General features: G+C 46.3%; 18 protein-coding genes and 1 pseudogene. 9 read left to right on the top strand and 10 right to left on the bottom strand.

The features are described 5' to 3' along the window. Window positions 1-13: 13 nt before the first annotated feature. The gene (locus tag DES35_RS07270; RefSeq protein ID WP_125039420.1) at window positions 14-2770 is read left to right on the top strand and encodes a hypothetical protein; all 2757 of its coding nucleotides are present in this window, start codon (window positions 14-16) and stop codon (window positions 2768-2770) included. Between the two features lie 3 nt (window positions 2771-2773). Here DES35_RS07270 and DES35_RS11630 read toward each other — a convergent pair whose 3' ends face one another. Genes DES35_RS11630 through DES35_RS07300 form a run of 6 tightly spaced genes read right to left on the bottom strand, consistent with a single transcriptional unit; the run spans window position 2774 to window position 7211 of the window. Continuing rightward, entirely contained in the window at window positions 2774-3709 is a 936-nt protein-coding gene (locus tag DES35_RS11630; protein WP_211306544.1) for a LysM peptidoglycan-binding domain-containing protein, read from the bottom strand. Between the two features lie 40 nt (window positions 3710-3749). After that, window positions 3750-4016 (bottom strand): hypothetical protein, encoded by a 267-nt coding sequence (locus DES35_RS07280; protein WP_037357516.1) that lies wholly within the window; start codon window positions 4014-4016, stop codon window positions 3750-3752. Next, complete coding sequence (locus tag DES35_RS07285; RefSeq protein ID WP_037357518.1) at window positions 4013-4978, bottom strand: DUF3078 domain-containing protein; 966 nt, start codon at window positions 4976-4978, stop codon at window positions 4013-4015. Before DES35_RS07285 ends, DES35_RS07280 begins: the two co-directional genes overlap by 4 nt. Further along, a complete protein-coding gene (locus tag DES35_RS07290) occupies window positions 4975-5733 on the bottom strand; it encodes an enoyl-CoA hydratase/isomerase family protein (RefSeq protein WP_037357520.1) in 759 nt (252 codons plus the stop codon). The genes DES35_RS07285 and DES35_RS07290 overlap by 4 nt, the downstream gene beginning before the upstream one ends. 15 nt (window positions 5734-5748) lie before the next feature. Then, window positions 5749-6498 carry a uroporphyrinogen-III synthase gene (locus DES35_RS07295; RefSeq protein ID WP_037357522.1) on the bottom strand — a complete coding sequence of 250 codons (750 nt, stop codon included), beginning with the start codon at window positions 6496-6498 and terminating at the stop codon, window positions 5749-5751. 20 nt (window positions 6499-6518) lie between these two features. Beyond that, entirely contained in the window at window positions 6519-7211 is a 693-nt protein-coding gene (locus DES35_RS07300; protein ID WP_211306545.1) for a DUF4271 domain-containing protein, read from the bottom strand. A gap of 43 nt (window positions 7212-7254) precedes the next feature. On the opposite strand from DES35_RS07300, the gene paaZ reads away from it, so the two are divergent. The 3 genes from paaZ (at window position 7255) to lon (ending at window position 13645) form a co-directional block, all read left to right on the top strand. Then, entirely contained in the window at window positions 7255-9303 is a 2049-nt protein-coding gene (paaZ, locus tag DES35_RS07305) for a phenylacetic acid degradation bifunctional protein PaaZ (RefSeq protein WP_114366236.1), read from the top strand. Between the two features lie 607 nt (window positions 9304-9910). Further along, entirely contained in the window at window positions 9911-11083 is a 1173-nt protein-coding gene (locus DES35_RS07310; RefSeq protein WP_114366237.1) for a GlmU family protein, read from the top strand. 57 nt (window positions 11084-11140) lie between these two features. Next, a complete protein-coding gene (lon, locus tag DES35_RS07315) occupies window positions 11141-13645 on the top strand; it encodes an endopeptidase La (protein ID WP_051889225.1) in 2505 nt (834 codons plus the stop codon). A 63-nt stretch (window positions 13646-13708) separates the two neighbouring features. On the opposite strand, the pseudogene metG reads toward lon, so the two are convergent. From metG to aspS, 4 genes and pseudogenes are all read right to left on the bottom strand, one after another. Then, window positions 13709-15751, bottom strand: a pseudogene (metG, locus tag DES35_RS07320) (methionine--tRNA ligase); the annotation flags it as partial. 96 nt (window positions 15752-15847) lie between these two features. Beyond that, the gene (locus DES35_RS07325; protein WP_244906332.1) at window positions 15848-16624 is read right to left on the bottom strand and encodes a lysophospholipid acyltransferase family protein; all 777 of its coding nucleotides are present in this window, start codon (window positions 16622-16624) and stop codon (window positions 15848-15850) included. Beyond that, the gene (locus DES35_RS07330; RefSeq protein WP_114366239.1) at window positions 16608-17336 is read right to left on the bottom strand and encodes a DUF4197 domain-containing protein; all 729 of its coding nucleotides are present in this window, start codon (window positions 17334-17336) and stop codon (window positions 16608-16610) included. The genes DES35_RS07325 and DES35_RS07330 overlap by 17 nt, the downstream gene beginning before the upstream one ends. Continuing rightward, on the bottom strand, window positions 17336-19084 hold the full coding sequence (gene aspS, locus DES35_RS07335) for an aspartate--tRNA ligase (protein ID WP_114366240.1): 1749 nt from the start codon (window positions 19082-19084) through the stop codon (window positions 17336-17338). The genes DES35_RS07330 and aspS overlap by 1 nt, the downstream gene beginning before the upstream one ends. A gap of 470 nt (window positions 19085-19554) precedes the next feature. Between aspS and DES35_RS07345 the strand changes: the two genes are divergently transcribed. The 5 genes from DES35_RS07345 to DES35_RS07365 all read left to right on the top strand — a co-directional run bounded on the left by DES35_RS07345 (window position 19555) and on the right by DES35_RS07365 (window position 24750). Next, on the top strand, window positions 19555-20346 hold the full coding sequence (locus DES35_RS07345) for a hypothetical protein (protein WP_114366242.1): 792 nt from the start codon (window positions 19555-19557) through the stop codon (window positions 20344-20346). Further along, window positions 20304-21869, top strand: coding sequence for an OstA-like protein (locus DES35_RS07350; protein WP_125039422.1), 1566 nt, complete (start codon window positions 20304-20306; stop codon window positions 21867-21869). Before DES35_RS07345 ends, DES35_RS07350 begins: the two co-directional genes overlap by 43 nt. Further along, window positions 21866-23089, top strand: coding sequence for a thioredoxin family protein (locus tag DES35_RS07355; RefSeq protein ID WP_114366244.1), 1224 nt, complete (start codon window positions 21866-21868; stop codon window positions 23087-23089). Before DES35_RS07350 ends, DES35_RS07355 begins: the two co-directional genes overlap by 4 nt. A gap of 84 nt (window positions 23090-23173) precedes the next feature. Then, on the top strand, window positions 23174-23791 hold the full coding sequence (locus tag DES35_RS07360; protein ID WP_037357543.1) for a deoxynucleoside kinase: 618 nt from the start codon (window positions 23174-23176) through the stop codon (window positions 23789-23791). An 8-nt stretch (window positions 23792-23799) separates the two neighbouring features. After that, on the top strand, window positions 23800-24750 hold the full coding sequence (locus DES35_RS07365; protein ID WP_114366245.1) for a bifunctional riboflavin kinase/FAD synthetase: 951 nt from the start codon (window positions 23800-23802) through the stop codon (window positions 24748-24750). The last annotated feature ends 247 nt before the right edge of the window (window positions 24751-24997 follow it).

The following is a 24997-nucleotide window of genomic DNA, read 5'->3' on the forward strand; positions in this document are numbered from 1 at the left end:
TTTATTGAATTTTTTGAATAAATACTTAGCGCCTTTTATTTTCCTTTTAACCAGCTCTCTTGTTTATGCGGTTGATGTCCCAAAGTGCAGCTTATCGGTAAGAGTCGATCATCGATCCAATACAGCACACATTCGCGTTCTTTGGAAAAACCTGCCAAAGGCAGATACCCTCTGGTTCTATTACATGCCTGCTGCATTGGCCGATAAAAAATCCTTTTTTTCCCGAGAGCAGGATGAATACCAAAACCCCGAATTGCATTTCTTTAAAGACAAACAAGCATTTGAATTACCTGTTTTTACGGATGTAACACGCATTATAAGGCATCCTACATATTCGGAGGTTTTTGGTATAGTGGAAGGCACGTCCGATACAGTTGCTTTTACGTATACAATTCGCGTATTGTCTCATTCCTTTCCTATATCGGCAGTACTCCCGGGTGGTGATTTACTCTTTCAGTTTTTTTACCCTCAACCTATCGATTCGAATATCTTAACACCTCTTAATCAGCACTTGTACCTTTCATTGCCAGCAGCCCATTACATTGCAACTATCGAAACAGACAATAAATACAACCTCATAGCACCCGGTAGTGTTGAATCAGAATTTTTAGGGGATCACATTCGCTGGTCGGTCACAACTTCTCAACTTGATCATTTCAACTTTTTACTTTCCAGTAATTTGGTAAAACTACCTCCAACCAAGAGCAACCCCTCAACCGAAATATATGCTCAGATTCCAAATATAGGGAAAATGACAGAAGTGGCCGTTAAGGCAGATGAACTGAGAAACTATATAAAAGAAACTTATAAAATTAGGCAAATACCGTATTTAAAAATTGCGGACCTAACAGATGTACGAAATGCAATATATCCCAATGGCCACTGGATAGCCATAAAAATACCCACCAATCTCCAGTATTTACCATCCTCATTGGCAGAAATCTGGATGGAGTCATTTGTGAAAGGCCGGACTATTACAAACCGATGGAAGTATCCGATTTTTTACAAAGGTTTGTCTGAATTTTTGAAATATGATTTTCTCAAGACACAATATCCCGAACTGAAACTTCTAGGTCCACTAGCCAATACATTACCAGGTCGCATATTTGGTCTCGACAGCATTCCGTATTGGTATCAGAACCAGTTAATATTTCTGTTTACCGAGCGACAGGGATTATCGCAGCCATTAAACGACGATTATGCCCGCTCATCGAGACTGCATCTGGATGGATCGGGGGTAGCCAAATACGTTTCTGCTCTGTTTCACTTGAAGGGATATCTGGGTGAGTTTAAGTTTAATAAGCTCATGTATGAAGCATTTGAGCAGGGACACATTATCACTCCGGAAGCTTTTCACAGGCACTTAAGTGAAAATCACCATCGTCCATTGGACTGGTTTACAGTTGATTTTTACACAAAAAACACCATTCTTGATTATGAACTGCTTCAGATAAGAAGATGCAATTATACCCAGGTAATCACTGTAAAAAATCGAGGACAGATAAAAGCTCCGATTCCTATCTCAGGTATTAAGGATGGAGAGATCTTCATCACTCAATGGTTTGAGGGGCATCATGGAACCAGGAAAATACCCGTTCACACTGAAGTATTTGATCGAATCATCATCGATGCCCGGGCAGAAACCCCGGAAATCAATCACCACAACAATCAAATGCGCACAGCTGGAATTTTACGACGTCTTGAGCCGGTAAAATTCCAATTTTATACCGGACTGGAAGAACCTTTTAAAAACCAGATCTACTGGTATCCAATGCTCAACTTTAATGCTTACGACAGAATTTTGTTGGGAATTTCTGTGTACAATTCAGGCCTTCTGCTTAAAAAATACGAATATCAGATAAGCCCACAGTTTTCAACCGGCACCGGTAAGTTGACCGGAATAGCAAATTTTACGGCCAATTATCCCATTCATTCAGGATTTTTTCATATGATTAGGGCGGGCGTGTATTTCAAATACTTTCACTACGACCAGGATCTTGCTTTCACCAGATGGTCGCCTACAGTGCGCTTCTGGTGGCGAAAGTCCAATCCACGCTCTATGTATTTTCACATTACTCGTCTGCGATTTGTAGACGTCAGGCGTGAGTTACCTCCCGATTATGAAGATCTTCCGGTAGATATCAGCAATGCAAGTTATGGTGTATTTAGCCTTAACCACACAATGGAATATACATCCATTTTAAAACCAACCATAGTAAAGGCAAACTTTGAAAAATCATCGGCATTTGTAAAGGTTTTTGGCGAATGGGATCAGCGCTGGATGCTTCCTAACAGAAGATGGCTGATTTTGAGACTGTTCTATGGCCAATTTTTAAAAAATAATCTTCCTTCAGCCAATGCATTTTACAACTTTGGACTCTCGGGCACGCTCGACTACAATTTTGATTACCTCTTTTATGGCCGGAGCGATAGCGCGGGTATATGGAGTCAGCAAATGTTTATCACCGATGGAGGTTTCAGGGCTGCCACCGGAGTGTATGCCAGCAGGTGGATGGGTTCTATAAATGTAAGTATTCCATTTTGGAAATTTTTGGGGATGTATGCCGATGCTGGTTGGGCAGATGGAAGGATGGCGTATGGTACAGGAATCCGATTGGCATTTATTACCGATTTTGTAGAGCTCTATTTACCGGTTTTCACATCGCAGCAACGGGTGGGGGCGAATACAGGATATTTGCCTAAGGTGAGGTTTTTATTCAATCCCGATTTTAATGCAGTGTTACAACGTATTAGGCGAGGGTGGTATTAGCTCTTATCTTTGAGGTATTACTAAGCTTTGTCCCTCTGTTATCCTGTCAGATTTCAACTGGTTAGCATATTTAAGTGCTTCTACAGTTGTGCCAAATTTTCTGGCTATAGCCGTCAGTGTGTCACCGCGCCTCACAATATATCTTGTAGAATGAGTTGTAGATGATGGCTGTGGCATTTTCTTTTCTACAGGCGTAGGTGATTTGGTCAAATGAACGGCCAAATGAACCAGAAGAGGAAACCGGGCAGGGACAATATCCGTTTTCAGGGAGGTATTGAGAAATTCGGTCTTTCGCAACTCTTCCCGGGACTCTATCCATTGCTCCAAGGAGAATGCGTATGGAAAAACCACGGTATCTACTTCGGACTTAGCCACAGCTCCCGGTTCTATTCCCGAAAAATATCTCAAGGCCAATTGAAAAGCTGTATAAGCATCGTAATGGACCTCTCTGGTTTCTTCTTCTTGAAACACTATCTGTTGAAGTTTCTGGTCTAAGTACTGAGGGTTCGAAATCTTAAAACTAAGACAGAGCAGGCTTTTGATGAGATCTCGCCTTTCGTCCACTAAAGCATCGAGCATCAATTGGCAATCAATGGCTTCTAAAATTGACAATTTGCAAGGCCCTGCCAGGTCATATTTATCCAAATAGTGTGTATAAAAACCTGTGAGCAGCGAGGCCAAAGCCAGCGCTGTATCGTTGATCTGGCGATGCTGAGCCTTAAAGAAAGCTATGGCCTGAACCTGGCGAGGGGAGTGTTTTCTGTAAAATCCCGCAGCATATTCGTTTTTGTAGTACCGGGTAAGTAGACCGGTAAGCTCTCGAGAAATGGCAGTTAACTCCGCATAATTTGTGGGTAAAACATCGGAATAAACAACGGCATATCGGGCTTCAATCCAGCGGGAAAAATCCTGCCCGCTACCTGTGAACATGGCACTCATCAGAATAGGCAGAAACAGAATTTGACTGAGGCCAATCCGTTTACTCCCCGGGTCCTTTGCGATTCCTGGTCCTTTTGTATTCAATGGCATTGTCTAAGTGCACCCTGTATTTTACGGCAGTACCTACGTAGCTGATGCCTGCATTTATCAACGAAAGGGCTACGGTACCTGTAAAAATCCACAAGAAGCTTTCACCCGTACTTTTTTGAAGAATGGCCTCTCCGAGTAAGCTCAGACCTAGACCGTTGAGCATCAGCCCGGTGATGGCGTGGGTCAGCCATTTTTTTTTCAGTTTTTCCCGTATCAATTGGATGATTTTTTGTTTGAAAACGAGTATGCAAAACCCAAGCCTAAAATTTGACGAAGCTGAAGTGCCGGTGCATTGGCCACTCCATCGCCACTTGTGTCTTTTACCAGCACATCGTCATCATAAATCATTTGCAACTGAAAGTTTACCGACAGGTATTTGTAAATTTTAAACACAATAATGTTATCCCAGTTTACGTCAATGTTTTGAGGTCGGTCCAGATAGTTGGAGAAGAGATTGAGTCTGGAGAATATTTCAACATTTTCCTGTAACTTTTTTTTGAAGATCGCCTCAAAAAAAGCACCCATTTCTGTTCTAAGGCCTCCGGTTGAAAACTGGGTAATGTTGGGTATGGTTTTGTCAAAAAACTGATTGCGCTCAAAGAGTGAATCGTCCAACACAAATGTTTGTTTTACCTGAATAGGTGAAATGTAAACAGACAAATCTTTGATACCAGTATTTGTCATACCAATTCCATAAGATAAATATGCCGGTGCCATAAAAGTAGATATACGGATGGAATCAGTGGGAGCTCTGAATCCATCGGCAAACTGAGTTCTGAAATTTACAAAAAGGGAAACATTCCATTTGGAGGCACCGATACTTTTGTCGAGCCTTGTGGTAAACTCGAGGCGGTCGTCTGTTTTTACGGTAAGATTTTCCTGAAAGTTGTAGCCCAGATTGGCTTCGAGCAGATTAAACCAATTCCAACCGTTAAATTGCTTAATCGCACGCTGTCTGAGTACCCCACTTATATTGAAGTTGTTGTTCCCTCCCGCTGCCCAATTAGTAAGCGTGGTCTGTGCTATGGACAGATTGTATAGTCCATCAATCAGCCATTGCTCCGACGCATTTTCTGGCCTTCCTTTTTTGTCTACGGTTCTGAAAACATCTTCAATCTGCTGACCAAAAGTAGTAAAGAATTGGTTTGTTAGAAATCCAATTAAGATTAAATTCTTCATTGTTTGTTTTTGAATTTTACTATAAATGCTTTCGTGAAATCACTTAATACCAACTTTCCGCTTATCTCTGCTCTTTGAAGTAATAGGGTGTCCCAGTCTTCGGTATTTTGCCAAAAGATTTTTTTGAGTTCTGCAAGTGCTTCTGGATTGTATTCTACCAGCTGCCCAGCCAGTTCGTCTATTTTTTGATCCAGTTCGGAAATGGATTCAGCCAGATATTGAAAAATACCTTTCTGAAATGCCCATTGAGCGGATTTCCATTCAGCAGGCTGAAGGGCTAATTCTACAAAAGCAGCTCTTCCTGCCTTTCGTTCAATGGCCGGCCCTACTACAAAAGGACCAATACCTACGGCCAGCTCAGACAATTTTATTGAAGAATGTACGGTTCCAAGAGTGTAGTCACACGCACAGGCCAATCCGATTCCACCACCTACTGATTTGCCGTGTATTCTGCCAATGATGATTTGAGGGGCTTTTCTCATGGCGTTTATGACCTTGGCAAAACCGGAAAAAAACTTTTTGCCTTCTTCCAAATTGCTGATTTGAATGAGTTCATCAAAACTGGCTCCTCCGCAAAAAGCTTTTTCTCCTCCGCTTTTCAAGATAACCACGCTTACATCTGATAACTGCTGAAGATCTTCAAATCTTGAAGTCAAATCCTCTAGCATTGCAGAGGGCAGTGAGTTGCCAGCCGGGTTGAAGAATTCGATTTCTGCAATTTTACCCCGGTTGATTAGGCGTACATAAGAGCTCATCTTCAGTAGTTGCGATTACTTCCCTTTGTTGGTTTTTTTAATGAAATCTTCGAGAGCCATAGCCATGCTTGGATGCTCGGGTGTGGGTGCCGGAATGTCTAACCTGAGACCTCGGTCCCGGATTGCTTTCTGGGTAGTAGTTCCAAATCCGGCAATTTTCTTTTCGTTTTGCTGAAAATCAGGGAAGTTTTCAAACAGTGATTGGATGCCTTGTGGAGAAAAGAACACCAATACATCATAGGTCACGTCTTTTAAGTCCGACAGGTCAGATGAAACTGTTTTGTACAGAATGGCTCTTTTATAATCGATTTTGGCACCTTCCAGAATGGTAGGAATCTCAGGCTTGAGAATATCTGAAGACGGAAGTAGGTATTTATCTTCTTTGTGCTTCTTCATCATCGGAAGCAAATCCCCCACTGAGTTTTTTCCAAAATAAATTTTTCTCTTGCGATATGTGACGTACTTTTGAAGGTAGTGCGCTATACTTTCTGTCACACAAAAATACTTCAGGTTGTCGGGGATGGAATATCTGCACTCCTCCGCAATGCGGAAAAAATGATCTACAGCATTCTTGCTGGTAAAAATAATCGATTGGTAGTCTGCCAGGTTAATCTTTGATCTCCTAAACTCAGTAATATCTACTCCCTTTACTTCGATAAAAGGTCTGAAATCAACTTTTACTTTGTACTTTTCAGCCAGGTCTTTAAAAGGGGAGGGTTCATTTCCCGGGTCCGGCTGCGAAATGAGTATGCTTTTAATTTTCAATGCTGTAAATATTTACAATTCTACACCTTATTGCTGAGCCAGGCGGTAATCCAGACGACAGGTAATATTTCGACGCTGCAAAGGTAAATCAAAATAAACATCGCTGATAACCTTGAGAACTTTCCCATAAACCAGGCAAGTTTTGCCAGATTAAACAAATAAAATACGGTGCTCAACGCAAGTGCAATCCAAACAATTACTGAGACACTATCCATCGTATAATAGCCAATGAAAAGCAAAGGCAAAAGGAATATACCTATAAATGAATTGCTGATTTCAAAATTTTTAGTAAACAATGAAGCATATACTGAAGAAGTGAACAGCGATAGAAATACCTGATGCATCAGGTGCTTGCTGACAAGTAAAATGAGTAACCCCAGAAATAATTTCACAAAGCTGAAAAAATTAAGTCCAAAACCGACTGTTCCGAAGAAAATATTCAAGATAAGAAGAATACTTATAGTGAATGTAATCAAATAGTTAAAATATAGTATTGCAAAATTTTGAAGGTGAATTCTGTTTACGTCTTCCTGGACCTTTTCCAGATCAAATTCGTAAAAAATCTTGAAATAAAAGCCAATACTTTTTTCAGTCAGCACCTTTTGGATAGCAAGAAGCACAAATCCGGCAGCACAGATATAAAAATACCAATCGCCGTGGGATGGATTAACCTGGTTCACGCCGGCAAATGTATAAAGACTACCAACGCCCATAATCATTGAATCTTCTATATTTTCACAGCCAAAATCCAACGGAATGAGAAAAGTTGAAAATTATGTAATGGGGCAATGGATATCATGCCCTGATGTGGAATATGTGGCGCGAAATGCTGTGACAGGTGAACCTATCGCGGAAGTCTCCTCGGTCGGACTTGATTATGCATCCATACTCGAATACGGAAGGAAAAAGGGTGGTACTGCACTTCGAAAGATGACTTTCAGGGAAAGAGGTCAGATGCTCAAAAACCTTGCATTGTACCTTACTGAGCGCAAAGAAGTTTTCTACGAACTCAGCTATGCCACCGGTGCAACCCGGTCTGATTCCTGGATTGACATAGAGGGTGGAATTGGCAATTTGTTCTCATATGCCAGCCTTCGCAGGCAATTTCCGGATAAACCTTTTCATGTAGATGGTCAGACCGTTCATCTTTCAAAAGGTGGCTCATTTATAGGGCACCACATCATGGTGCCTAAAAGAGGAATCGCTGTGCACATCAATGCTTTCAACTTTCCGGTATGGGGCATGCTGGAGAAAATAGCGGTCAATCTGCTAGCCGGAATGCCGGCCGTTGTCAAACCTAGTGAATACACCAGCTACCTGACTGAGCTGGTAGTGCGACATATTGTCGATTCACAAATTCTGCCCGAGGGATCTTTACAGTTGGTCACGGGGCCTGGAAGGGGTATTCTGGACCCGGTCCGAAACGGCGACGTAGTCACTTTTACAGGTTCAGCTGCTACAGGTAAAAAACTCAAGGCTCTGCCTCATCTGCTGGAAGAATCAGTGCCCTTCAACCTTGAGGCGGATTCGCTTAATGCTTCAGTACTCGGAGAAACCGTAACGCCCAATGACCCTGAATTTGACCTCTTCATCAAAGAAATCCACCGCGAAATCACAGTAAAAGCCGGACAAAAATGTACGGCTGTGCGAAGAATAATAGTGCCTGAACATCTGATGGAAGCAGTGGAGAAAGCCCTGGCAGACAGACTGCGCTCTACGCGAATGGGAAATCCCAGGGCAGAGGGAGTACGAATGGGAGCACTTGCAACCCACATACAAAGAGAAAGACTACAGAAACATCTCGAGGTGCTAGCTGACGAAATGGATGTGGTCTTTGACGGTGATCGCGAAATGGAACTCATAGAGGCCGATATGGAAAGAGGCGCTTTTGTTGCACCAAAAATTTTCCGCAATTCGGATCCCTTCCGAAAAACTGCTGTCCATGAAGTAGAACCTTTTGGACCGGTTTCGACCATTATGCCCTACAAATCCTTAGAAGAGGCCGTGGAATTGGTAGCTATGGGAAAAGGTTCGCTGGTGACATCCATCGTTACCAACGACGATCGGGAAGCCTCTTACTTTACCCTTGAAGCAGCTCATTTAAATGGCCGAATACTCGTGCTCAACCGCCGGTGTGCCAAGGAAAGCACCGGACACGGTTCCCCAATGCCCATGCTCACACATGGAGGGCCCGGAAGAGCCGGAGGTGGCGAAGAAATGGGCGGAATTCGCGGAGTGTATCACTACCTGCAGCGCACTGCCATACAAGGACATCCGGATACCATCACTGAAATAACCCAAATATATCAACCCGGTGCCAGCAGACCTGAGGCCGTTCCGCACCTTTTCAGACAATATTTTGAAGACCTGAAAATAGGCGATACGGTATATACCCACAAACATACCGTCACAGAGGCTGACATTGTAAATTTTGCCAATCTGAGCGGGGACAACTTTTACGCTCATATGGACGCTACTTCACTGGAAGGTACTCTCTTCGAACGAAGGGTTGCACATGGATACTTTGTTTTATCAAAGGCTGCAGGCCTCTTTGTAGATCCAAAAAAAGGTCCTGTGCTCCTGAACTATGGCATCGAAGAGTGCAGATTCACCAAGCCGGTGTATCCCGGAGCTACCATTGGCGTAAAACTAACCGTGAAAGAAAAAATCAGTCAGGAAAAACGTAGTCCCGACGACATCGCACGAGGCATCGTAAAATTTTACGTGGATGTGTATGATGAAACTGGCGATACCGTGGCCGCAGCCACCATTCTTACCATGGTGAAAAAGAGAAATCAAGAGTAATCCAATACTTGATCAACAGAATTTTGAAAATGAATTTGCGAAAGGGTCGCCTTCTCAACTTGTGAAGGCGACTTTTTATCCAATTTCCTGCATTGTGCGCTTTAATCCGGTGTTTCACAATTTTTGGACGTTTAACAGCCCGAGACTGATACTGCATTCAGAGGAATTTCGCAAATAGATACAGCGGCAAAACAGATTTATGCTCATCAGGCAAGCCCAGTCAGCCCTACAAAGAAAAAATCAGGAGTTTCTCTTTGAGATACTTACCAAAACAAAATCGTACGGGACAAAATGCTATCTCATCCAATGTCGCTACATAGAATTTTTCTGTCAATATATCAAATCCTTACTTCTGTATTCATGTGTGAAGAATTTATTCAAAAGGAGCCGGAGAATTCACTTTTAGCATGGGGTCCTGATAAGAAGCTTCTGATGCTCGTCAGCGATGGTTAAATTTCAGTGGCAGACAGCTAAAGCACAAAAAGCACAATTTTTTGAAGAAATACATGCGATATAAAAACTTTCAGATGAGTGCGGGAAAATTTGCATCGGCAGTAGTAAATGTCCATTTTACTTTGTGCCCATAATTGTTGAATAGACACAAACGATGAACATAATACTCAAAGACGGCCCGGAATCCGACCACTTAAAACCCTTTACCTTCACGAGGCCTGTATCAGAACTTAGAATCGGAATACTTACCATAGCCGAAAAATATCAGAAACGCGGATTTGATGTGTCATACCTTACATCCAACTATTTGTCGGCTAAGTATCCTTTGGTCAAAAAGCCAGTAAGTGTACTTGTATCGGCCAATGTGTGTCCTACCGATGCATTTGTACAGGCGATAGCAGATCTCAAACCAGGAGAAGGGATTAGGCACCAGGGAAATTTGATTGCCAGCTGCATAGAAATTGATCCCGAAGCAGAAATGCCAGAGCCAGGCTCGGTACACTCAAAGAAAGAGTTTAAAGACCATCTTACCTCAATCGAAAAGCTATGGCATATCTTTCAGTACAATGGTACGGAACTTCAAAACGACTTTAACCTCATTACAAAAGGAAGGACTTCAGCCGAGCTCAGTCCGACCAATAAAATTATAGGGGACAACATATTTGTTGAGGAAGGAGTATGGGCCGAATGTGCTGTATTCAACACCAAAACAGGTCCAATTTATATCGGTAAGGATGCGACGGTGATGGAAGGGGCAACTGTGCGCGGAGCACTTGCCCTGTGTGAACATTCCCAGCTTAACATGGGGGCAAAGATTTACGGCCCTACCACAGTAGGTCCATATTGTAAGGTTGGTGGGGAGGTGAATAATTCCGTTTTATTTGGATACTCCAACAAAGGCCATGAAGGTTTCCTTGGCAACAGTGTGCTTGGCGAATGGTGCAACATAGGGGCCGACTCCAACAACAGCAACCTAAAAAACAATTACGAAGAAGTAAAACTCTGGAACTACGCCACAGGTAGTTTTGAGCGTACCGGCCTTCAATTTTGTGGTCTTTTTATGGGCGACCACTCAAAGTGCGGCATCAATACAATGTTTAATACCGGTACAGTAGTAGGAGTAAGTGCAAATATCTTCGGCTCAGGATTTCCAAGAAATTTCATACCTTCCTTTTCATGGGGTGGTGCGCAAGGTCTTACCACTTACAAACTCGAAAAAGCCCTGGAAACTGCCTCTCGAGTCATGGCTAGAAGAGGAAAAACCCTCAATCCGATAGAATCCGACATATTGACACATGTATATGAGCAGACAAAAGAGTATCGATGAATTGGCTTGCTAATTGCGCACATGAATACCCCTTGAGCAAATTTTGAAGATAACAGCATGTTTGGAGAAGAAATTGGATTTGAAAAATCATTGAATTTCAGCACATTTAGTGGTGACGAGGCGGATTATATCCCCTTGATGACACCGGAGGATGAGCAGGAGTTATCTACTGAAAAAATTCCTGAAGAACTGCCAATATTACCGATTCGTAATACTGTTCTTTTTCCCGGAGTCGTAATACCGATATCAGCAGGTCGCGATAAATCCATAAAACTCATCAACAACGCCTACAACAGTACACGCACTATAGGCGTAATCGCCCAGAAGGATGGAAGTATAGAGGATCCCAAGCCCGAAGACTTGTACCAAGTCGGAACGGTGGCGCGCATCATTCGCATGTTTAAAATGCCGGATGGAAATGTGACCATAATCATCCAAGGCAAAAAGAGATTTGAAGTTTCCGAATGGATTGCAACCGAGCCCTATCTCAAAGCCAAAGTCATTGGCAGAGAAGAAGTCTTGCCCAAAAAGCAATCACAAAGATTTAAAGTATTGATTGACAGCATAAAGGAAACTGCAATAAAGATCATTCAGGAGTCTCCCAACCTGCCCTCAGAAGCTGCCTTTGCTGTCAAAAACATTGAAAGTGAGACTTTTCTGGTCAATTTTATCTCTTCCAATCTCAACATCAACATTGAACAGAAACAAGCTCTGCTGGAAGAGGTTGAACTCTCCAAACGCGCCAACATGGTGCTAAAACATCTGATTAATGAAATGCAGATGTTGGAGATGAAAAACCAGATTCAAAACAAGGTAAAAACCGAATTCGACCAGCAGCAGCGTGAGTACTTTCTCTACCAGCAAATGAAGACCATACAAGAAGAGCTGGGAGGAGTAACTACTGAAAAGGAGATCGAAGAGTTTAAGGCCAGAGCGAAAAAGAAAAAGTGGAACGAAGAGGTAGCTAAGCACTTCGAGAAAGAAATCGCCAAGCTGCAAAGGGCCAATCCTCAGATGCCGGAATACAGCATACAGCGAAATTACATTGAGCTGATGCTCGATTTGCCATGGGGCGAAATCAGCAAAGACAATTTTGACCTGAAGAGAGCCAGGCGAATTTTGGACAGAGACCACTACGGACTCAACAAAGTAAAAGACAGAATCATAGAATATCTAGCTGTCCTTAAGCTAAAGGGCGACCTGAAAGCTCCGATCCTTTGTTTTTATGGGCCTCCCGGCGTTGGAAAAACATCTTTAGGAAGAAGCATAGCCGAGGCATTGGGCCGAAAGTACGCACGCATATCCCTGGGTGGGTTGCGCGATGAAGCCGAGATTCGAGGCCACCGCAAAACTTACATCGGTGCCATGCCCGGCCGCATCATTCAAAATCTGAAAAAAGTAGGTTACGACAACCCTGTTTTTGTCCTTGACGAAATCGACAAGTTGTCCTTTGGCATGCAAGGGGACCCGTCATCAGCCATGCTCGAGGTGCTCGACCCGGAGCAAAACAAAGAGTTTTACGACAACTACCTGGAGTTGGGGTACGACCTGTCGAAAGTGCTGTTCATTGCTACAGCTAATGACCTGACCACCATTCAGCCGGCACTGCGCGACCGAATGGAAATTATCGAAATCAATGGCTACACACTAGAGGAAAAATATGAAATAGCGCAAAGACACCTCATTCCAAAACAACTCAAAGAGCATGGACTGACAAAGGACGACCTGAGGCTCACCAAATCTGTAATCGAAAAAATGATAGATTCCTACACCAGGGAATCCGGCGTCAGAAATCTGGAGAAGACCATCGCCAAACTGGTGAGAAATATAGCCCGTAAAAAAGCTGAGCAACAGCCGTACGATGTGAGGATGAATTGGGAAACCGTCCGTGAAATCCTAGGACCTACCAGATACGACAGAGATATGGCTGAAGACAATACAGTAGCCGGTGTGGTCACCGGACTGGCATGGACACCTGTGGGTGGTGACATTCTCTTTATCGAAAGCACCATCTATCCCGGAAGTGGCAAACTGACTGTGACAGGTAATCTGGGCGAAGTAATGAAAGAATCAGCCATCATCGCCCTGGCCTGGATAAAGGCCAATGCTCATACGTTTTCGATTGATTCCCGGATTTTTTCAAAATTTGACATACATATCCATGTGCCAGAAGGGGCTACGCCAAAAGATGGTCCTTCAGCCGGTGTGACCATGCTCACGGCTCTTACCTCTCTGTTAACTCAGCGAAAAGTGAAGAAAAATATCGCAATGACCGGAGAGATTACCCTGAGAGGCAAGGTACTTCCAGTGGGTGGAATAAAAGAAAAAATATTAGCTGCCAAACGCTCCGGCATCACAGACATAATCCTCTGCAAGGACAATCAGAAAGATATTGCTGAAATAGAGCCTGAATACATCGAGGGCATCAGATTTCACTATGTTTCGAGAATGGGCGAAGTATTGGATATAGCCTTAACAGATGAGTTGGTAGATGAGCCTGTTGACTTTCAGGCGATGATGGAATCCATGGAAGTCAGCAAGGCGCTTTCGTTATCTACGTAATCGCTGTATTCGCAAGACCAGAAGGGCTTTAGAAGGTTTTACTGATCAAGCCGTTACCTTGATCTAGGATACGGTGCTGCCATTTTGCACATCCTCTGATGGTTCTACGGTAACCAGCCTGCCGGAGTTGTCTTCGGCAAAGAGAATCATCCCATGGCTTTCGATTCCGCGGATTTTGCGGGGAGCCAAATTGGCCAGTAGCAATACTTGCTTACCAATCAGTTGCTCAGGCTGGTAATATTGTGCCACGCCGGAAATTACCGTTCGCCGGTCAATGCCAGTATCGAGGGTGAGCTGAAGAAGTTTGTCTGCTTTCGGTACCTTTTGAGCAGCCAGTACTGTAGCAATGCGCAAATCGAGCTTTTGAAAGTCTTCGTAAGCAACCAGGTCTTTAAGGGGTGGAAGGGTATAGGTTGGCTTTGTTGGCTGCTGTTGTCTGATGTGTTCCAATCGGGTTATTTGTGGCTCGATTTCAGAATCTTCCAGTTTTCGGAACAGCAAACTGGGTTTGGGGAGCTGCTCTCCCGATTTCCATGAGATGGGCGTATGGAGTTGCTCGATAGTCGACTTTCCAAGCATGTGTAGCAATTGTTGCCCTGCACGAGGCATAAATGGGAGCATCAGCTTGGCCAGATGGCCCAAAAGCACCAGGCTGTTGGACAGGATTTCACATGTTTTTTCCGGGTTTTCCTGGAAGAGTTTCCAGGGTTCGCTTTCGGTGAGGTATTTGTTGCCAAATCTTGCCAGATCCATCCATTCTTGCAGGGCATTTCTCAATTTGAACGCTCTGATGTTGCGGTCTATTTCTTCATAGGCTTTTTGTGTGGCCGACCTTAATTCATCAGCTTGGGTATATTCACAGATGTCTTGGGGAATGATTCCGTTGTAATATTTCTGCATTAAGGTAAGTACCCGGTTGGCCAAATTTCCTGGAATGGCAACGAGCTCATTGTTGATTCTTGCCTGGTAATCTTTCCAGGTGAATTCTGAGTCGGATGTTTCCGGGGCTATAGAGGTGAGCACATAGCGGAGTTCGCTCTCGCGGCCCGGCAATTCAGTCAGATATTCGTGCAGCCAGATGGCCCAATTTCTGGAGGTGGATATTTTGTCACCTTCCAGATTGAGAAACTCATTGGCAGGGACATTGGCCGGCAATACATAACCGCCATGTGCCATCAGCATGGCCGGGAAGATGATGCAGTGAAAGACGATATTGTCCTTACCGATGAAATGAATCAGGGCGGTATCAGGGTCTTGCCAATAGTTCTGCCACTGGTCAGGCAGCAGTTCCTGAGTGGCTGAGATGTAGCCTATGGGGGCATCAAACCACACGTAAAGTACTTTTCCTTTAGCCTGTTCAAGAGGTACGGGGACACCCCAGTCCAAATCTCTTGTCATAGCCCGCGGGGCGAGTCCTTGCTGGAGCCATGCTTTTACCTGTCCGTACACATTGGGTTTAAGCTGGTCTTTGATGGTTTCGATGTAGTGCTCGATGGCGGGTTGGAGTTTATCCAATGGCAAATACCAGTTGCGGGTGGTGCGCATCACAGGCCTGGACCCGGAAAGAGCAGAGCGGGGCTCGATAAGGTCTGTAGGATTGAGCGATGAACCGCAGTTTTCGCATTGATCGCCGTAGGCATTGCCAAATCCGCATTTTGGACAGGTACCGATGATGTATCGGTCGGCCAGAAACTGCTGGGCCTGCTCGTCGTAGTATTGCTGGGTAACCTCTTCGGTAAAGACTCCTTTTTGGTACAATGTTTTGAAAAATTCTGATGCAGTATGATGGTGGTGAGGAGAGGAGGTTCGGGAATATATGTCAAATGATATACTGAAGTCTTCAAAGGCTTTTTTCATCAGGTGATGATAGGTATCGACCACCTGCTGTGGAGTGAGGCCTTCTTTTCGGGCTTTGATGGTGATGGGGACGCCGTGCTCGTCGCTGCCGCAGATAAATTTTACGTCTTCGCCTTGAAGGCGCAGGTATCTGACATATATATCTGCCGGCAGGTAGCAACCCGCCAGGTGGCCGATGTGTACAGGTCCATTGGCATACGGTAAGGCAGCGGTGACCAGATATCTTTTGGGTTTTTTCAACTTTTCAGGCTTTTGGTGAAATCGGGGTGCAAAGGTATGTGAAGCCGTGCCAGGTAAATGGGATTAACGCGCAGAAATTGCTGTGAAGAGTGGTGGCTGCTGCGATCAGCGCCCAGGCAGGCCGGATAAAATGATGGAATAGGTCTTGTCGCGAAGTTCTTCTGCGGTCACAAAAGGCAGTTTGGATACCTCGATAGGGGGGTGTATTATGGCTCTGAGTATTCCCGGATGTCCTTTCAGGAAGTTGTAGGAGAAATGCTTTTTGTTGTCGGGGAAGCTTATGGGCAAGATGTCTGTAGAGGTTTCGACGGCCAGTTTGAAGGCGCCGATTTTGAAAGGGGCAAGTTCAACGTCTTCGTTGGGTACTCCACCTTCAGGGTAGATGCACACGGAATAGCCCTCGGCGATTTTTTCAGCGGCTTTCCAATAGACGAATTTTTTACTGGAGTAGCTTTTCCGGTCCACAAGGATGTTGGTCCGGCGATAGAAGTAGCCGAAGAGAGGATAGGAGGCCAGTTCCTTTTTTCCGATAAAGAGAAATACGTTGGGCACGGCGATGAGGGTCATCATGATATCGATCATGCTGGTGTGATTGGCTGTGATGATGTATTGTCGGTCGGCACGGATGAGGTGTCGGTTTTTCACAACGGGGATAAAGCCCATCAACAGCAGGACGATATAGGCCCAGATACGCTCAAATCGGAAGAAGTATCTGTACCATGCTGGTTTAAGTGAGAAAACCAGAATGAAGGGAAATACAGCAGCTATGGCGATGAAGATGGAAAGGTAAAACCACAGCCGCCACAGCAGTCTGAAAGGCAGCATGATCCCCTGAAAGGCAGTGAATTTTGAACGGAGGGTTCTATTAGCTTTTCTTTTCATTATCGAGCCAGCCAAATACTCTGCGGAGGATGTCGTTGACCCGTGCAGCCGGATCGCGTCTTATGGAAGCTTCTTCGAGAGCGATCATGGAAAAAAGTCCCTGCAGGGCACGGTCGGTGATAAAGTCTTCAAGATTTGGATTGACGGGTGTGACAAAGGGTATGCTGTTGTATGCGGAGGCGAGCGGATTCCACAAGGCTGTGAGCTCTACCTGTTCAATAGCAGATTTGATTACGGGTTTGAACTCAGCTCTCAGGGCGTCACTGGTGGTACGTTGTAAAAATTGTGTGGCAGCAGTACTATCGCTTCTCCAGATGTTCATTACATCGGTGAAGGTCATCTGGCGTATGGCATTCACAAAGATAGGGGTGGCTCTTTTGGAGGCTTCCTCAGCCGCGGTATTCATAGTTCGGACAAATTGGTCTACCTGATTTCCCAGTCCAATGTCTCTGAGAGTTCGTTCCATTCGGACAGCTTCTGGTGGAAAGGGAATGCGGATGAGGGGATTGTTGAAAAATCCGCCGGTTTCGGAGGTGAGCTTTACTGCATTGTGAATGCCAACTTCGAGGGCGTTTTTAAGTCCGAGGGTTACTTCCTGTTCTGTGGGGGGTAGTGGATTGAGACCAGGGAGACCTCCAGTAGATTGCAATAGTTCGCATCCGCTTATGGCCAGCAGTGCACTGATGCTAAGGAATGTTTTGAGTTGTTTCATTATTGAGCATATTTTAGGGTGATATGGAGTTCATGGAGTTGCTGGTCATCGATGTACGAAGGGGCATCGATCATCAGGTCGCGGCCGGAGTTGTTTTTTGGGAAGGCGATGAAATCGCGTATGGTTTCCTGGCCGCCCAGAAGGGCTACAAGCCTGTCAAAGCCAAAGGCAATGCCGCCGTGAGGGGGGGCTCCGTATTCGAAGGCATTCATCAGAAAGCCGAATTGCTCCCGGGCTTTTTCTTCGCTGAAACCCAGGAGCTTAAACATTTTGTTTTGAAGTGCTTTGTCGAAAATTCTTATGGAGCCTCCGCCGATTTCGTTGCCATTGAGTACCAGATCGTAGGCATTAGCACGTACACTTCCTGGGTCTGAATCGAGCAGGTGTATGTCTTCTGGTTTTGGCGCAGTGAAGGGGTGGTGCATGGCATGCCAACGACGGGTTTCTTCATCCCATTCCAGGAGGGGAAAATCGAGGACCCAAAGTGGAGCAAACTGGTCTGGATTTCGGAGTCCAAGTGTTTGACCGAGATGCATGCGCAGCTCGTGGAGGGCTTTCCGGGTTTTACCGGCCGGGCCTGCCATGATGAGCAGCAGGTCGCCCTGTTGCATGCCCGCTGTATGTGCCAGGTGGGTGAGTTTTTCGGGTGTGAAAAACTTGTCGAAGGAGGATTTCAGACCGTTTTCGTCCCACTTAATCCAGGCCAGTCCACTGGCGCCGATTTGGGGTCTTTTTACGTATTCGGCGAGTTGGTCAATTTGTTTACGGGTGAAATGGGCGCATTTTTCGGCGTTGATGGCGAGGATGAGTTCGGCTTCTTCAAATACTTTGAATTCGCTGCCTTTGGCGGACCGGGTAAGGTCGATAAACTGCATGCCGAACCGGATGTCGGGCTTATCGCTTCCGTAGAGGCGCATGGCGTCGTGGTAGCTGATTCGCGGGAAGGGGCCGGTGTCGATGCCTTTGATTTCGCGGAGCAAATGCCTGAGCAGACCTTCGAAGGTCTGCAGGATGTCTTCTTGCTCCACGAAGGCCATCTCGCAGTCGATTTGGGTGAATTCAGGTTGGCGGTCGGCCCGGAGGTCTTCGTCGCGGAAGCAGCGGACGATTTGATAGTAGCGGTCGAAGCCGGCTACCATGAGCAGTTGTTTGAAGGTTTGCGGGCTTTGAGGCAATGCATAGAAGTGGCCCGGATGCATTCGGGAGGGTACTACAAAATCTCTTGCTCCTTCGGGGGTGGATTTGATGAGAAATGGTGTTTCGATATCGACGAAGCCGAGGGAGTCCAGGTATTTTCTGACTTCCATACCTACGCGGTAGCGGTGGAGGAGGTTGTTTTTGAGGGGGGATCGGCGGAGGTCCAGGTAGCGGTATTTCATTCGGAGCTCTTCGCCTCCGTCGGTTTCGTCTTCGATGGTGAAGGGGGGGACTTTGCTGGGGTTGAGTACGGTGAGGCGATGGGGGACGACTTCTATGTCGCCTGTAGGGAGGTTGGGGTTTTTGCTGGCCCTTTCCCGTACGGTGCCTGTGGCTTGTATGACGAATTCTCTGCCCAGTTGGTTGGCCTGGTCAAAGGTTTCTTTATCTGCGTCTTCGTAGAAGGCCAGTTGTGTAATTCCGTATCTGTCTCTGAGGTCTATAAAGGTGATGGCTCCCAGCTTCCGGATGCGCTGTACCCAGCCAGCAAGGGTGACTTGTTGGTTTATGTGGTTAATTGTCAGTTCGTTGCAATGATGGGTTCTGTACATGTGCGTGTAGTGGTTATCGGCATGCAAACCTAAGGGATATGAAGGTATTTCAAAGGAAAATCGGAGTTTTGATGTGGAGGGGAAGTGCTGCAGATGTGATGCGGGATTTCTTGGTGGGTAGGCGGGTGTGGTGAAGGGTATCAGATGGATGCGGATGTGAGGGGTGGAGTGTTTGTCCGGTGGTTAGGGATTGGGATTTTGATGGGGGTATTTTGCGTGAGGGATGCGGAGGGCGCCCGCAGGGCGGTGCGCAGCGCAGCGGAGCACGGGAGCAAAGCGTACCCCGGAGCAGCCCGACCCCGCACGGTAAGGCCACCGCAAGGTGGCCGACGGGCGGGGGCACGCCCTGATGATGTAAAAGGTTGTGGAGGGGGTTGGGATTAAGTGGAAAGGGGCTCGTATGGATGGCCTCGGAGCTGTGGTGCTACATTTGCCAAAATTTTGGGTGTTTTAATTCGTTAGTTAAGTTGATGAGGATAAGAAAAGTACTGTTAATATGGGCTTTGGGCTGGGCTTTGGGATTGCACGGCCAGAAATCGCTACTGGAGTCGTATTTGGGTTTTTCGTTTGGCAACTTTGTAAATGCACACCGGGGTCTGGAGCCGGGTACGATGTCGGGGAGGCCTGATTTTTTTTCGGAGTTTGCTCCGATAGTGCTGGGGGATTATGTGGAGCCTGTGTCGAGGACGCTGGCCTACACGCTGGAGGGGGGTGTGCGGTATCACCGGTTGAATTTTGGATTTCTGGAGGGTACTGTGGGGCTTGGTGACTGGTTTATTGGTTATCGGGCCGACTTTGGGGATGGAGCTGAGCGGGTGGAGCTGACGGCGAGGACGAAATTTTTTGCACTGCCTGTACGGGTGGGGTATGGGTATGAGTTTTCGGAATGGCATATGCGGGCTGGTGTAGTGATGACCTTGCTCTTCTCGCCTAAGGGAGATGCTGAGACAGTGGTGTGGGCTCCGGGGGGTACGGCAGGTCATCAAAGACCGATGAGCGGAGAGCTCTTCTATCAGAAGGATAATCTGGTGTTTTTTATGGAGGATTTGTTCAGGCCTTTGATTCCGCTGTATGCTCCGTATGTGGGGGTGGGGTACAATTTCGGTGAGGTGCGGCTGGCTCTGGATGTGAGTTTTGTGTCGTCGTCGTATCCTTTCAGGGATTTTGTGAAGTCGAATAATCCGTTTGGTCGGAATATTCCGGAGGCTATGCTGAGAGGGTGGCTGGTGGAATTGGGGATTCATTTCAGGATTTTCAGATGATGGGGGCGGGCAAGGTGCTTCGGGGTTTTGGGTTTGTGTGTTTGGTTTTATGGTCGATGGGGGGTGAATTGAGGGCACAGGCGGGTAAGTTGATACGAATTGTGAATTCGAACCGGGTGACAGGCACTCGTGATGTGAGCTATCTGGGGGGGAATGTGGTCTTCGAACACGAGGGGGCGAGGATGTATTGTGACAGTGCGGTGAGGTATCTCAACAGCAATGTAATCAAGGCTTTTGGAAACATTCGGCTCAATCAGGGCGATACGCTGACGATGACGGCCCATGCGATGGAATACGATGGCAATACGCGCGTAGCCAGGGCAAAGGGCGATGTGGTGCTGCGCGATCCGGAGATGACCCTTACGACCCAGCGCCTGGAACTGGACCGCAATATCAATACTGCTTACTATACTACGGGAGGTACCATTACGAATGACGAAAATGTCCTAAAGTCGCAAATCGGTATGTACTATGCCGGTCCGAGGATGTTTTCGTTTAAAAAAAATGTGGAACTGCTCAATCCGCGCTACCGTATGGAGTGCGATACGCTCCAATACTTCACTACATCGAGGGTGGCGCATTTTATCGGGCCTACTCATATCTATTCGGACAGCGGGCAGATATATTGTGAAAACGGCCGCTACAACACTGTGACGGATGAGGCCATGTTTAACCACAATGCGGTAGTAAAGCAAAAAAACATAGAGCTAAGGGGGGACAGTCTCTACTACCATCAGAGACTTGAGATTGGATATTCGAGGGGAAATATAGCAATTACGGATACGGCTGAAAAATTTACCGTGTACGGCCAGGAAGGGGTCTACAAAGGCAAAGGGGATGAAGTGGTGACGGTGACGGGTAGGCCACTGTTTCTCAGCTATTCGGAGCCGGATACCCTCTACATCAGTGGGGATACAATCAGGACGGTAAAGGTGGACAGCTCGGGCCATAGGCAGATGTATGTGTATCGAGATATGAGGCTGTACAGAAAGGATTTGCAGGGCAAAGCCGACTCGCTCTACTACACTTCGGCAGATAGTGCTTTTCACTTGTATGGAAGGCCGGTACTGTGGAGCGATACGACGCAAATTACCGGTGGGCTAATCAGCATTACCATGAGTGGGAATCAGCCGGATTCGCTCTTTGTCTTTGAAAATGCATTTATACTGGCTATAGAAAGCGATACTTTTTACAATCAAATCAGAGGAAGGGATTTAAAAGGGAATTTTGAAGATAGAAAACTCAGCAAAGTCCTTGTAATCGGCAACGGGCAGACGGTCTACTATGTAAAGGAAGAGGACGGTACTTTTATAGGTGTAAACCGGGCTGATTGCAGCAATTTGCTGATACTTTTTGCAGAAAACAAAGTAAAAGAGATAAAATTTATCACCAAACCTGATTCGCGGTTAATACCTTTGGGCATGGAAACCGATGAGGATGTTCGGTTGAAAAATTTTGAAAACCGATTTGGTGAAAAACCCGAATTGTATCAGTTTAAAGACTTAATGATTTCAGCACCATGATTTCTATCCGGCATATCGCGACTACTATATTGATTTTTGTGTGTCAAGTGGTCTTTGTGGCTGCCCAACGCTTAGATTGGATCAGGGCGAGAAACATCAATCAATGGGAAAATGTGTTGCGAATGGCCGGCAACAGTGGTATGGGAATCTTTGTGCAGGTATGCAGCGAATGGAGTCAGATCTGCCAAAACATGAATCAGGTAGTGCTCCGCGACAGGACGCTGATAAGGGAACTGAACAAGCAGTTTATTCCAGTGCAAATCGATGGAGATTCGCAGTTTGGTCAATTGTGGATCAGACATTACAATCTGCCCGGATATCCGGTACATTTGTTTATGAGCGCCAATGAGAATCTGCTCCTGAGGCTGGACGGTGCTCAGGACAGGGAGGCGATGGCCAATGCCGCACAGAAGGCAGCCATACGGCTAATGCTATATCCTCAGCTTCAGAGTGCTTATGTGGCCGGAGGTCTGTCGGTAAAGGGTTTTAACGAGCTGCTCCTTATAGAAGTGGACAATCATGGAGTGGAGGCTTCACGGCCTATTTTTGATGACTACGTGCGAAAATTCGGTGAAACATTGCTGAGCGATACAGCTGGGCTAATGTGGATCAGTGTCTTTGGTCTTGATTTGAGTGATCCGCTCTTTGCCAGAGTACGAAACAAGTGGAATCTGCTGGATACCAGTTTGTTTGACAGACAGTCTTTTTATGAAGCTTCGCTGAATGCGAGCTTGCGAAGGGCAGTGAGAGATAGTTCAGAGGAAGTTGTGGACATGCTGATTGAGCAATTGGTGCCGCTGGTAGCCACTGACAACAATCAAGCCCGAAAGACGGGGCTTCAGATTCGCAAACTGTATTATTTTGACACCAATCAGCCGGAAAAATTTTTTGAAACGCTAATGACCGAGCTAAAGGATTCGTCGGCTCAGAGCAGACGAGAAGCACTGGTCGCTACTGCCAATGAACTGCTGGAAGCTCGCAACACGCCGGAATGGGGGCAGATCGCAGCTCGCATCATGCGTGAGGTGATAGGCATCAAGGATGATATGAATGCCCGTATAGGTCTGGCAGGAGCGCTTACCTTGGCCCGTGAATACGACCAGGCCATCGTGCAGCTCAATCTGGCAAGGCAAATGACCAATGACCGGGAATTTCGTTCGGAAATAGACGCTATGATTCAGAGAGTCAGAATCATTCAATCGCAAAGTACTACGGAGTGACCAAAGACGGCAAACTTTACGGGGAATGTGTGCAGTGGATTGGATGAAATAGTTTAGGTTTGTCCGGTCTGGAATTCGTACAGTATGCATATAGCAATAGCCGGAAATATTGGTTCGGGCAAAACCACCCTGACCCAAATGCTCAGCAGGCATTTCAGGTGGGAGGCTCATTATGAAGATGTGGAGGACAATCCGTATCTGGAGGATTTTTACAACGAAATGCAGCGGTGGTCCTTTAATCTTCAGATTTACTTTCTCAACAGTCGTTTCCGGCAAATCATCGAAATACGCAAAAGTGGCAAGCATGTAATTCAGGATCGCACCATCTACGAAGATGCATACATTTTCGCACCCAATCTGCATGCCATGGGCCTGATGCCCAAAAGGGATTTTGAGAACTACCTGTCGCTGTTTCAGCTGATGGAGGAGTTTATAGCGCCACCGGACCTGCTGATTTACCTTAGGGCCTCGATAGCTACGTTGGTAGAGCAAATCCACAAACGTGGGCGCGAATATGAGACCAACATACGCATCGACTATCTGAGCAGATTGAATGAGCGCTATGAGGCCTGGATTAGCCGATACAACAAGGGCAAACTGCTCATCATCGATGTAGATAAAAATAAATTTGCCGACAACAAGGAGCATTTCGGTGAAATTGTGGATCGGGTGAATGCTGAGTTGTTTGGTTTGTTTAAATAGACCGGGGTTTGAAGGTTTTTTATTCCATTGACGAGTTTACAGCTCCGCAGTATCCGGTGGTGACTATGGGCACCTTTGATGGCGTGCACATCGGGCACCGGTCTATCATCAGCCGATTGAATGAGGTTGCAGCTATGGCGGAAGGAGGTGAAAGTGTGCTGATTACCTTCAAGCCGCATCCCAGGTTGGTGCTGCAACCGGAAGCTGACATTAAGCTCCTCAACGACGAAGACGAAAAAATCGAGCTGCTGCGAAAGGCCGGGTTACAGAATCTGATTTTTCATCCGTTTTCGATAGAGTTTTCAAAGACGAGTGGAGAGGAGTTTGTGCGCAAATACCTGGTGCAAAAAGTCAAAGCCCGTGCATTGGTGATCGGCCATGACCATCACTTTGGTCGCAACAGGGAAGGTTCCTATGAACATCTGGTGCATTTGGGACAGCTCTATGGATTTTCGGTGGAGAGCCTCTCTGCCCAAGCGATACATGGTGTGGTGGTGAGCTCGACCAAAGTGCGAAAGACTCTGCTTCAGGGTGATGTGGATACTGCCAATCAATGGCTTGGCTACCCCTACGCCATTACGGGCATGGTGGTGAAAGGCAGGCAGATAGGGGAGAAAATCGGTTTTCCGACGGCCAATATCCTCAACGAAAACCCACATAAGCTTATCCCCGGTGATGGAGTATATGCTGTGATGGTTTCCTTTGTATCGGACCCGGGAACTAAGCTGATGGGTATGTGCAATATAGGACATCGCCCGACTGTAGTGACGGGAGGATTTAAAACTATAGAGGTGCACATTTTTGATTTTCATGGCAACATTTACAATCAGGTGCTTCGGATAGAATTTGTAAGCAGAATCAGGCCTGAGAAAAAGTTTAATGATCTGAATGCGCTCAGGCGACAGCTTGAAAGAGACCAAATGGAGGCGCTGAGGCGGCTGACCCGGGTTCAGAAGTGACGGGGGGCTGATTTCGCTGTGAAATGTTTCTTTTTGTTCGGATTGGTCAGTTTAGCAATTGGTTTTAGAGCAGCAGGTGGGATCTGATCAACTCCGCCGGGGTGCTGTGCGCCAGGGCGGAGGCGGATATGAGCCGCAGCAGGCGGGCCGTGTGGCTCACGGGCGAGGAGGCGGAGCGGTAGCAAGCCACCGCAGCCCGATGTGCCACGCCTGCCTGCAAGGGGAATAGGAGCCGCAGACCGGCCCC

This window comes from Schleiferia thermophila, assembly GCF_003337435.1.
GTDB classification, from domain to species: domain Bacteria; phylum Bacteroidota; class Bacteroidia; order Flavobacteriales; family Schleiferiaceae; genus Schleiferia; species Schleiferia thermophila.